At 39.2% G+C, this 11674-nt stretch carries 7 protein-coding genes and 2 pseudogenes; 2 read left to right on the top strand and 7 right to left on the bottom strand.

What is annotated here, in order from left to right:
- Positions 1-70 precede the first annotated feature (70 nt).
- The 5 genes from PN450_RS05715 to PN450_RS05695 all read right to left on the bottom strand — a co-directional run bounded on the left by PN450_RS05715 (position 71) and on the right by PN450_RS05695 (position 7878).
- Positions 71-1354 carry a nucleotidyltransferase domain-containing protein gene (locus PN450_RS05715; RefSeq protein WP_271835685.1) on the bottom strand — a complete coding sequence of 428 codons (1284 nt, stop codon included), beginning with the start codon at positions 1352-1354 and terminating at the stop codon, positions 71-73.
- Entirely contained in the window at positions 1314-3128 is a 1815-nt protein-coding gene (locus tag PN450_RS05710; RefSeq protein ID WP_271835684.1) for an ABC transporter ATP-binding protein, read from the bottom strand. Before PN450_RS05710 ends, PN450_RS05715 begins: the two co-directional genes overlap by 41 nt.
- A 3-nt stretch (positions 3129-3131) precedes the next feature.
- Positions 3132-6401 (bottom strand): type 2 lanthipeptide synthetase LanM family protein, encoded by a 3270-nt coding sequence (locus tag PN450_RS05705; protein ID WP_271835683.1) that lies wholly within the window; start codon positions 6399-6401, stop codon positions 3132-3134.
- 220 nt (positions 6402-6621) lie between these two features.
- Entirely contained in the window at positions 6622-7356 is a 735-nt protein-coding gene (locus tag PN450_RS05700; RefSeq protein ID WP_271835682.1) for an NHLP leader peptide family RiPP precursor, read from the bottom strand.
- A gap of 60 nt (positions 7357-7416) precedes the next feature.
- Entirely contained in the window at positions 7417-7878 is a 462-nt protein-coding gene (locus PN450_RS05695; RefSeq protein ID WP_271835681.1) for a lasso peptide biosynthesis B2 protein, read from the bottom strand.
- Positions 7879-8226: 348 nt separating this feature from the next.
- Here PN450_RS05695 and PN450_RS05690 point away from each other — a divergent pair, with 348 nt between their 5' ends.
- Both PN450_RS05690 and PN450_RS05685 read left to right on the top strand, forming a co-directional pair.
- Positions 8227-8946: a class I SAM-dependent methyltransferase gene (locus tag PN450_RS05690; RefSeq protein WP_148765871.1), complete on the top strand. Its 720-nt coding sequence runs from the start codon at positions 8227-8229 to the stop codon at positions 8944-8946.
- Between the two features lie 364 nt (positions 8947-9310).
- On the top strand, positions 9311-11422 hold the full coding sequence (locus PN450_RS05685) for a S8 family serine peptidase (RefSeq protein WP_271835680.1): 2112 nt from the start codon (positions 9311-9313) through the stop codon (positions 11420-11422).
- Positions 11423-11537: 115 nt separating this feature from the next.
- On the opposite strand, the pseudogene PN450_RS24040 reads toward PN450_RS05685, so the two are convergent.
- Positions 11538-11588: pseudogene (locus PN450_RS24040) on the bottom strand (hypothetical protein); the annotation flags it as partial.
- Positions 11569-11631: pseudogene (locus PN450_RS24035) on the bottom strand (alpha/beta hydrolase); the annotation flags it as partial. The pseudogenes PN450_RS24040 and PN450_RS24035, both read right to left, overlap by 20 nt.
- Positions 11632-11674 lie beyond the last annotated feature (43 nt).

The raw sequence follows: 11674 nt of genomic DNA, 5'->3' as shown, positions 1-11674 counted from the left end.
TCACTTTATCACACCACGTCCCTTTTAATGCTACTTATTCTCATTAAGCATCTTAATTTTTGAATTGACTTTAGTTATTATGTACTACTTTAAGGGCTTTTTTGATCTGTGACAGTTTGGGGTGCGGAATGTGGGTTATAATAAAATCTCTAATGGCTATAAGGATAGGTATGAAGCTCTTATTGATGATGAATCCGACAGAATAACGGAATTTATCCTGTGGGCGTTCCATCATTCTGAAACCGTAGCTAAATTTTGAACTAGCTTCAAAAATTAAACTGTCATGAAAAAGTCCCTGGCGCACTTGCATAGCCAATAATTTACTTGTTGGATTTGCCTCAATGCTTTGATGAATGGGTTCTGGTAGATCAATACCTAAAAGTTGTTGTGCAAGCAATAGACCCATCAAAAGCATTCGTTCACAACCGAGGGTTTTTGCTTGCTCGATTAGGAGTTTCCACTCCATCTGCTGATAGACTAGAACAAACTCAGCAACATCACAGATCCATCCCAGTCTTTCCCAGCCATGTTTGGAACCATGTACACAGAGAATTAACAACAAATCTTCGGGATGCAAGTTAGGTACTTCTGTGCCAAAAAGAGAAATTGGCTCAAGACGCTTCCATAGATATTCAAAATCAAGTTGAAATAGGAAAAAGCTTTTGCTGGTAATACTTTTGTGAATATCAATGTGGACTCGATTATCGATGCTGTTGAGGGGATACTCGTGGGCATTGTATTCAATATAGAGTTTGTATAGCGCAAGTCTCCTTAGCCCTGTTTGTATTAATGATGTTTTGGATGTTTGGTATCCCTGAGCAGTAAGGAGGTCAATCGCTGTCAGAAAATCTTTGCTGTCAACCCAAATATCTAAATCGCCAAATTGTCGTAGAGCCAAATTACCATAAATTGCAGCCGCTAGAACAGGTCCTTTAAAAGGAATCGCAGGGATATCATTATCTTGAAATAGTTTAAGAACTTTAAGAAGTTCTTGGGTACGGAAAAGGTTGTGAGCCGCGTTGGTATGAAAGAAATTGCGGAGTTCGGATAGGACGAGTTTGGGGACGGCTTCTGGACAGAGGGTTTTAAGGTTTTGATAGAGGAGAGGGAGAACACTATGACGGGCGGCGGTTTGGATAAGGTATGGCCAGTCGAGGGTTTGCTGAACTAGGTTTTGGATTTGTTGGCTGATTTCGGAAGAGAGTTGAGTTCTGGCACAGCATAACAGTAACTCGATTTCAGGGCGAGCAGTTTGGGCTGATTCTTTAAGCGACAGTTGGGATGGAGCAACGGAAATACTCGTCATACTGTTTTTACCGATAATGTTGGGCTTGGGTTTCAAAGAGATGGGCATAGTGACCACCTAATTGCATTAATTCTTGATGGGTTCCATTTTCGATAATTTTGCCATTTTCGAGAAAATAAATATGATCGCTCATTTTGACGGTAGATAAGCGATGGCTAATGAGAATGGCGGTTTGACCTTGGATAAGTTGACGGAATTTTTGGAAGATTTCTTCTTCGGCTTTGGCATCAAGGGAACTACTGGGTTCGTCAAGAATGAGAATTTGGGCATCACGAAGAAAGGCACGGGCTAGGGCGATTTTTTGCCATTGGCCAATGCTGAGTTCTTCTCCTGTTTCAAACCAAGAGCCTAATATGGTTTCGTAGTTATCGGGAAGTCCAGTAATGACTTCATCGGCTCCTGATTGACGGGCGGCTTCGGTGATGCGGCGATCGCCTGGGGGAAGGTCAATGTTGCCTAGCCAGATATTTTCTTGGGCGGTGAGATGGTATTTGGCGTAGTCTTGAAAAATGACTCCAATTTGCCGGCGGAGGTCGGAAATAGCAAAGGAGCGCAGATCTTGTCCTTCAAAAGTGATGGTTCCTTCGCTGGGGTCGTAGAGTCGGCACAGCAGTTTGATGAGGGTGGTTTTGCCTGCACCATTTTCACCGACTAAGGCGACTATTTTGCCTGGTGGAATATTCAGGGAAATATTGGTTAATCCCTGGCGGTTACTGGTGGGATATTGGAAGCTGACGTTGTGAAATTGAATGCCTTTTTGTTGTAATGGGGGGATGGGTTGGGGATGGGTGGGTTCGAGGATTTTGGGTTTGAGGTCGAGAAATTCGTGGAGATTGGCGAGAAAGAGGTTGTCTTCGTAAAGGCCAGCTAGGCTACTGAAGACTCCTTGAAGAGAACTTTGTCCGCGTTGGAAGGCTTGGTAATACATGATCAGGTCGCCGAGGGTGAAGTGTCCCTGGATGGTTTGGTAGGCAATAACGGCGTAGGAACCATAGATGGCGAGGATGGAACTGGTTTGGGCGATGAGACCATTCAGGGCATTACGTTGGGAGATGGCAAGGCTTTCTCGGTAAAGTTGTTTTCTGAGGTGACGAAAGCGGCGACTGAAGAGGGAACCAAGTCCAAAGAGGCGGATTTCTTTGGCAAATAGGCTATTGGTGAGTAGCCAGTCTAGGTAATAGGTTTTGCGTTCGGTGGCGGTGCGTTTATGTTTCCATTGGTACATTTCGTCGGCATATTTGAGGCGTACAAAAAGTCCAGGGAGGGTGGCGATGAAGAGGATGGCGGTGATTTCCCAGTGGAACCAAAAAAGCAGTCCTGCTATGGCGATGAGGGAGAAGCTGTTCCCGATGAGTTGGAGGAGGCTATTGAGGATATGGGGGGGGCGAAAGTAGGCTTCTCTTTGGGCGCGTTGCAGGGTGTCGTGGTATTGGGCGTTTTCGTAGTATTCTAGGTCTGTTTCAATGGCTTTGGCATGGACGATGCCGTACATATAGTCGGTGACGAGTTCGGTTTGGGTGGTGTTGATGAGTTCGGTGAGGGAGCTACTGAGGGCAATAATCAGGTTGATGAGTCCCGTGAGGGCAATGAGGAGAAATACTTGGGAAAGGGCGGTGGTTTTGGTGTTTAGGCTGGCGGCTACGGTATCAATGATTACTTTCATTAGGTAGAGTGAAAGTAGGGGCAGGATACTCTGGATGGTGAGCAGGATTAGGCGGGCGATCGTCCAGATGGGGCTACTTTGCCAGATGAGTTTTAGGGCGCGATTGAGTTGTAAGGCTCTTTGAATTTTTTGTTTGAGTTTGGGAGGGGAGGAAGGCATGGGTTATTCCCACAGCAGGACGGAGGGGAGTTGGTCTGGGTAGGCTAGTCGTAGGAGTTGGTAGCCAATTCCAGATGCGCCTTGGAAGAAAGCTGAATTACAGGTCAAAAATGAACCATAACCAAAATGACCTCTCTGTTGAGCAGAATTAATAATTTGCGATACCTGTTCTTCAACGATTTTCAATAGTTGAGGGGAAGAGAGTTTTTGTCCTGCCGCAAACAAAAACTCTATGCGACCAAAATTTCCACAACAGAGATGATCGATCTGTGTGAGCTTAGTTTTTACAGTGGTTTGAATCGCTGATTCAATATCTCGTTGGATTTCGGGAGTATCAAGAATTGTTAATCCCCCCAGTCTTGCTAAACCAATTCCAGGAGCACCATTGCACCAAGTGTTCATAAATCTTAATGTTTTGTTATCATTGTCATGAGGACGCAATCTAAAGTCTGGCCAGTTTTTCTCTTCATTGCTAAAAACACTTTGCTCATACAAAATTGCTTCATAAGCAGCTTCTAAAAAATCAGCTTTGCTAGTTATTTCGTATAAACGAAGTAAAGTATAAGCAATACCTGCCGCTCCATGAGAAAGCCCAGTCAGAAGTAGATTATTTAGGGTTCCCCAAGTTCTATAACCAGATTGACTAACAGTGCGATTTTTTAACAAATGTTCTCCACACATAATTGCCTTATTTAAGATAGTTGTCTCAGGAATAATACTGTATAAAGTTAATAACCCTAAAATTGTTCCAGAGGCTCCTGAAATAATGTCAAAAGATTGATCGGATTCAATCATATCATCAGTGATTATAGAGGCAATAAACTTTGCATCATCTAGCAAATTAGGTTCATCTAAGAATTTACTAATACGAGTTAAAACATACAAAATTGACCCTAGTCCTGTGGCACCACCAATACCAATTAATTTTAAATTCTTACAAGACTGTTCATCTCTCAAGTTGTGACGAAAAGATTGTAAACCACCAAACACTACATCTCTAAATTCTGAAGTCCCAGTAACCTTTTCTATTGCCGCTAAAAACAAACATACGCCAGCAACTCCTTGATATAATTCATGGCTCATCTGTTGGAATTGAAAGCGATTTATAGATGGCTTGTATTGAGGGGCAAACCAAGTCAAGCTTCCATCAGTAGAACGAAAAGATTGCTCTCGAATCCCCTCGGCTACTAATAAAGCTTTTCGTACTAAATCCTCTTGTGTTAATGATGGAATTTTGCTTGAACTATGATAGGAAGAAGTCGATGATAATGAAACTTCTGAATTGTCGAGGGAGCGTGAATGAAATGAGCCTTGTATAAATAGTATCTGACGCTTTAAGTCTTTCTCATTTAGCGCGTTTATTTTTTTTATCATTATAGCAAAGCTGGGCTCTACGAAAGTGTTCTCAATAACTCTATCGACATCAATCCTTAATGCGTTGCTGCTTGAACTAGTCCGAAAAAGTGGTATATCTAAGCATTCTAGTGTTTGTTTTTCTATGTCTAGCAAATGCCAATATATAGGTTTTGTATCTGATACAATCATTGCTTTGCTAAGCATATCAATTTCAATGCTCCTCTCAACACCATTGCGCAGAAATTTAGGATTAAGTGTACGTTTTAAAATTGAAGCATAAGTTTGGGTTTGGCGGCATATAAAACGTACTTCTTGATATTCTAACTTTGCTATTGGGCTACTGCTCAATAAGGAAAGACGATGTGTCATTAAAAAATGATACGTTTCTTTAAAGCCTTCAATAATACAAGAATAATAAAGAGAAAGTTCTGCGTATTTTTGTCGTAAAGAAAAATCATATTCTTGACGAAGATCTTGTTGAGTTTGTTTTTCACCAAACTCAAACAGATGATTCATATAGGTTTGATACCAATTTTTCATTTCTTCCTGCTTGCCAACTCCACCAAGACCACTGCCATCAACAGTAAAACCACTTTCTTGAATGTGCCATTCTGGCAAAAGAGAAGTACGAAGTACTGACTTACAAAATTGGTGATCAGCTAAGTCTTGAACATATGTTGTAAAATTGGTATTTTCAGTGAGTTCTGTAGAATACAACTCCTTGACTGTAGGATGCATTAAAGTTTCTAGATCAATTAATACAGGATACTCTCCACAAGCAATTAGATTCTCACAATGTAAGTCCGTAGCATCTAACGTGTACGCCAGGCATAACAGGGCTCCCATTCTTTGGTAGTAATGCTTTAACTCTTCCGTGTTTTTACAAGAAATTGTTTCTACAAATTCAACCCAGCCATAGGTTGATTTATCGATGATTTTAAATAATCTAAAATCAAAAGGACATTTATTCACATTCAACCAATCTAATAATTCAAGATAGATTTTATCTACGCCTAAATTTCTCGGTTTATAAACCAATTTAAATCCAGATTCAAACTGAAGAATTCTGACGGAACGCCCATTACTATGGAAATCAGAAATATCTTGTTGCACATTAACAACTTTTCCTAAATCAAGTAGACTTGGAGATATTTTTTTAATATCAGATAAATCTGATATTAAATGGGTAATAAGTTCTCGATCCGCATCTACAGAAGACTCAACTGCTGTTATCACCAAACGTGCTAAAACTGGATAATCTCTAAAAAAATCAAGGAGTTTATTATCTTTACACAAATAATCAATAAAGAAGTTATAATAAGTAATGTTGTCAAGCTTTTGGTTTGAAGATCTAACTATAGATGACTGTTTTGTAAGCTTAAATATTGAAAATTCTACCTCTAATGATAAAACACAAAGACTAGAAATGCGATTCAGAAGACTCCTCTCAAGATTTAAGTGAGCCTTACGTGACAGCAACGTGTATGACTCATAACCTACCTGTTCAACTAATTCTTTTCGATACCATTGAATAAATGGAAGTAATATTTTTTCATAAGGGAATGGATCTTTAACATCTAAACAATTATCATTTTGTAATATCAGATCTAGATCCTCAAACAATTTTAAACATTCATTTAGGATTTTTACCCAAGTCGGTAATTTTTCTAAATTGTTTGTGTAGTTTAAGTTTAAAATCTTGGAAAGTTTGTTGATATCTAAACAATCCCACAAAAGTCGTTTCCTAAATTGTTCCCAATTTCCATCAGCTACCACTTGACACCAGCGTTCTATTCTCTCACGATAAAGATAGTCATGTTCGTAATTATCTTTACAGGAAAAGTTCTGATGTAATCGCTCAGATAGCGTACTCGCTTTATCGCTAATCTCCTTGAGTTCTTTTTTTGTAAATTCCATTTTAATTATATTATCTCAAAAATTCAAAGTGTGCTTGTTTTTAACTCAAAGAAATAGAAATAGTAGATCTAGTGAGAATGAGTTAGTGTCACAAATCTTTCGCGCTGGTTCAAAGACAAAAAAACGGACCTCACTGTATAAGGATTTCAGAAAGCTTAAATCTGGAGCGCGAATAAATAAAGACACTAACGAGAATGACGTTTAGCTGCCTTCGATTTAACTAATTAAAAATTATAGATAAGAAGACACAGTGTCCACAGCAGGCACCGTTAGTAGTACAGGTCGAACTGGGTTGAGTCTGCCCTGTGATAGTTGTAGGATGAGATGCAATCATTAATACGTTCATGTCAAGCGATTCAACAGGAATTTCAGGAGGAATAGAAATTTTCGGGATTACCATAAAGATAGAATCAAAAGTTTCTACGTAGATTTGTACGTTTGGATTATTGGATTTAATTGAAATTTCTTCTTCAATTACTTGTTCAAGAGTTGTTACAGTTCCATTAAGAAATCTTTGCTTGTAGGTATTGTCAGTCCAAGTATTTACAATAATTTCTACACTTTTTTTGTCACTGAAGAGAGTACTTCCCTGTTGGTCTAACACCCACTGAGCAACATCCTCATAACTCATCCCCAAATTCGCCTGCAACTCCTCCTCCGATAACCCCTCATAAGGATTACAAGGCAACACCATATAAATAGTATCCTCTGTTTGCTCCAACACCGTAATCTCAAGCTCATTAGGCAACTTAGACCCTATTTCTTGCTCAATAATAGCCTTGGGATTCGCAATCAACTCAGCCCGAAACGACTCATCCTTCAAAGCACGAGTAATCAGGTGAATCTCCAAATCCTTGCGAGTCTTCAACGCTAACTTAGAATCCTTCTGAAGCTGAAAAGACCACAAAGGCAAATTAGGCGTAAACCCTTGGGAAAACTGTTTTTCGTTACTCATAATCGTTACCTCAACTCTTGTGACTAAAAATGAACTTAAAAATCATAAACCGATATTCATTCAAGAAAATAAACACCAGCCATCCCGAACCATTTCCTCCGACAACGGCACCAGAATATAACCAGCCATATTCCCCGTGCCACCGATCGCCACACGCCCTTGACATTCCACCCAAGCATGAGCCGACATCCGCCCACCTGTAGCCCTCGTGAAACCAATGCGTAACTCAGAAGAAAAACCACGCCGAGCCAACAAAACCTGCGTAGCCAAAGCTTGAGGAAGACAAACCGCCCGTAAATAGGGACTAGCCGCCCTCACCGCCCAAACCACTTTGTTGACATCAGCCTCGTCTGTTCCTGGCAAATTAGCCCTTGGCTGTGAAATTTTTGCCAAAAGACCCCGCAATTGACTAAACGGTAGCAATTTTAACGCTAACCTGATTGTTCCCAGTAGAAACACAACCTTAAACAGAAGCACGCGATCGCTCCTATTCAGACTGAAAAATTTACGGAACTTTTTCATTAATTTGTAAATTGGCCAATAAATTCCATCCCTGGGCAATCCGATAGAAGAAATTTGCAGTTAACCCCCTTAATTCTTGGTATTTATTAAATGAATGCCTTGGTAGAAGTAAATACTTGAATTGAGTAATAGTTAAATTCTATAATTAAGTATGGTACGGACTATGTTCATAAATGTTGATTGCGTAACAAAACGTTACAAACCTGATTTTGGAATTCAAAATATAGTACAAAATAACTATTTTCTAGCCATTACCTCTAATATTGCAGGTGGGAGAAAAGTTAATTAAGTGATAACGCTTTATACTGCTATTATTTTCAATATACTGTCAGTTATGCGGATGCTTCCATGAATACTCTGAAAACTCAATCAGATAATTACTTTAAGAAGAATTGGGAAATATATCAAAAAGTCTTAGCCAATAATTGCATGGAACACCGAGAAATTTATGGTGTTTTGCATAAATTATTAACTGATTACTTGCCAGCACCATTTTCCTTACTTGAACTTGGATGCGGTGATGCTAGTTCATCAGTTCAAGCTTTATTAAATACTACCGTTGCCTCCTATACCGGAATTGACTTATCTGCGGCTGCTTTGGAAATTGCCCAAGGCAACATGGCACAAATTAACTGTGAACAAACTTTTATTCAAGACGACATATCGAAAGTTGTTGAGGAACTAGCGGAAAACCGAAAACAAAGCTTTGATATAGTTACGACTTCCTTTGTTTTACATCATCTAAGTTTGGCACAAAAAGATAAAGTTATTGAGCAAGTATTCCATCTTTTGAAACCCAAGGGTGTATTTGTTTTGATTGACATAGTTTGTAAAGAAGGGGAAGACCGAGAAAAATTTGTTAATCGCTACTTAGAAAATATGCGTCAAAACTGGACTGCACTCTCGTCTCAAGATATGTCCATGATTGAAAATCATATATCTACTTATGATTTCCCCGAAACTCAAACTACTTTGTACCAACTTGCACAAAAGCACAATTTTGTTCGTTTTGAATGCTTATACAAAGATACTTTTGAATCTGCACAATTTTTATGCCTATACAAGTAATTTTACACTCTCAGGGGTAAAGACACGGATAGCGAACGCGAGTGCGTCCCGGAGGGAACTAGCGCTGCTGCAAGCAGATCGAAACAACGGTACTCTTGTAGTGCGGGCATACTATGGCTAACGCCACGCTGCGCTATCGACAAGCTCAGTACAAGTCTTGCCCGCTAGATATGTACCTCATAACACCGGGAAGTGCTGTATATTCACAATATATTCGCCATTTTTTGTAGGTTGGGTTGACCCAAGGAAAGCCAACAAATGCGTTGGATTTTGTCCCATTGCTGTGCAAACATAAACGTTCCACAAACCAACCTACAAATCAAGGTTTTTTCAATTTGGCTAATTCAACCAATCCCCAATTCTTATGAGTGATAATATTAATCCTGCGGATTTTCCTGAATCAGATGTAGCAAATAACAGCCAGTCACTAATCTTACAACGCGGTGGTGAAGAGTTAATGCTAGAAAAAACGTTGTATCGTTTTACTATCCGTCCCAATGCTAATTTCCCCCATGAAAAATTAACACAGATTCCTGGTAGCGTATGGCGGCGGAGTATTCCTCAAGCGAAACTAGAACTATATACGGTCTTTCCTAATCAGCTAGATGCAGTTATGTCTCAATTACGCAATGATGAAAATGTGGACTTTGTGAGTCATGTTTATACATTGGAAAATAATCCCGGAACTTTTGTTTATCTCAGCGACCAAATTACAATTCAATTTGCTACTTGGGTAGATAATACTAAAATTAATACTATTACCAGTACATTGAATTTAGTTCAAGATCAACCAGTATTCGGCATACCAAATACCTTCATTTTTCTTGTTAGTAAACAATCCACACAAAATCCCGTTAAAATTACCAATTATTTACAAACATTGCCAGAAGTTTTAGCGGCTGAACCGAATATTCTCATTCAACAAGAACCCAATTATAAACCCAAAGATTCTCTTTATTCCCAGCAATGGTATCTCAATCATAATAGTAGTAATCAATTGGTAGCTGGTTCGCATATTTCCGTAGAACAAGCTTGGGATACTACTCGTGGTGTGCGTTCTATCGTGGTGGCTGTAGTAGATGATTCCTTTGATTTAAAACATCCAGATTTTCAAGGTACAGGTAAAATTGTTGCTCCTAGAGATTTAAAAGAAAATGATTTTTTACCCTTACCAGGAGAAAAAGAAACCAGTCATGGGACTGCTTGTGCAGGATTAGCTGTAGCTGAAGAAAATGGTTCAGGAATTGTGGGAGTTGCACCTGGTTGTGCAATGATGCCCATTCGCACTACTGGTTTTTTAGATGATCAATCAATTGAAGATGTTTTTAATTGGGCTATAGAAAAAGGCGCAAGTGTAATTTCTTGTAGTTGGGGAGCTTCTGCTGTTTATTTTCCCCTTTCTATTCGGCAAAAAGCCGCTATTAACCGGGCTGCTACCAATGGACGCAAGGGGAAAGGATGTGTGATTGTTTTCGCAGCCGGAAATGCTAATCGTCCCATTAATGGGACTATAAATGAACAGAATTGGCCGAAAAATATTGTTCAAGGTAACACAAATTGGTTAAGCGGTTTTGCTGTTCATCCTGATGTGATAACTGTATCTGCGTCTACTAGTTTAAATAAAAAGGCTGCTTATAGTAATTGGGGAGGTAATGTTTCTGTTTGCGCTCCCAGTAATAATGCTCCCCCAGGAATGTGGTTTCAAGAAACTGGTTTTGTTTATACACAACCGGCAATTGTTTCTTCTCTATTTGGATTGGGAGTATTTACAACAGATCAAATAGGTGCGGCTGGTTATGATGCTGGAAATTTTACTAAAAACTTTGGCGGTACTTCCAGTTCTACTCCCATTGTGGCAGGAGTAGCGGCTTTGGTATTATCAGCTAATCCTGATTTAACGGCTCAACAAGTTAAACGGATTCTCCAAGATACGGCTGATAAAATAGTGGATAATAACCCTGATCTTCAGTTGGGTGTGCGTGGGGGTACTTATGATAGTAATGGTCATAGTCAATGGTTTGGTTATGGCAAAGTTAATGCTGCTAAGGCTGTGAGACTAGCGCAGCAGATGGGTGCGGTTGCTAAAATTACCAATAAACAAATTCAGGTCAAAAATTCTCAAGTTGTGAATATTCCTGATAATAATAGACAGGGAATTAAAAGTGCGATCGCTATTAATGAAGCTGTCAATGTCACAGATATCCAAGTTACCGTGAATATCACCCATGATTTTTTAGGAGATTTAGAAGTTTATTTAATTGCTCCTAATAATCAGCGGATTTTATTACAAAGTCGTACATTAGGTCGTCGTAATCAATTACAAAACACTTACACAGTGCGATCGCATCCTGCCCTGAAACAATTACTTTCTTTACCCGCAAAAGGTAACTGGCAATTACAAGTCATTGACTACGCTGCCCTAGACGTGGGCAAACTTAATAACTGGGAATTAGTAATTGGAGTAGGTAATAAATAATTCGTAATTCGAACCGCTAATTGGTATATCAATTCCTATTTTAGTGAAGTACAAGCAATAATAATTAAACGCAGATGGACGCTGACAAACGCAGATAGTTTTGTACTTCATTAGACTAGGAAATGCTATATTTGGTAATTGGTAATTGGTAATTGGTAATTGGTAATTGGTAATTGGTAATTGGTAATTGGTAATTGGTAATTGGTAATTGGTAATTGGTAATTGGTAATTGGTAATTGGTAATTGATAATT

This window comes from Dolichospermum lemmermannii CS-548, assembly GCF_028330815.1.
GTDB classification, from domain to species: Bacteria; Cyanobacteriota; Cyanobacteriia; order Cyanobacteriales; family Nostocaceae; genus Dolichospermum; species Dolichospermum lemmermannii.
The sequence above is the reverse complement of the archived record's forward strand: the minus strand, read 5'-3'. Positions and strand labels throughout refer to the sequence as shown.

Coding starts and splice junctions, on each gene's coding strand:
- PN450_RS05715 (WP_271835685.1), bottom strand. CDS start 1,354: ATGCCCATCTCTTTGAAACCCAAGCCCAACATTATCGGTAAAAACAGT.
- PN450_RS05710 (WP_271835684.1), bottom strand. CDS start 3,128: ATGCCTTCCTCCCCTCCCAAACTCAAACAAAAAATTCAAAGAGCCTTA.
- PN450_RS05705 (WP_271835683.1), bottom strand. CDS start 6,401: ATGGAATTTACAAAAAAAGAACTCAAGGAGATTAGCGATAAAGCGAGT.
- PN450_RS05700 (WP_271835682.1), bottom strand. CDS start 7,356: ATGAGTAACGAAAAACAGTTTTCCCAAGGGTTTACGCCTAATTTGCCT.
- PN450_RS05695 (WP_271835681.1), bottom strand. CDS start 7,878: ATGAAAAAGTTCCGTAAATTTTTCAGTCTGAATAGGAGCGATCGCGTG.
- PN450_RS05690 (WP_148765871.1), top strand. CDS start 8,227: ATGAATACTCTGAAAACTCAATCAGATAATTACTTTAAGAAGAATTGG.
- PN450_RS05685 (WP_271835680.1), top strand. CDS start 9,311: ATGAGTGATAATATTAATCCTGCGGATTTTCCTGAATCAGATGTAGCA.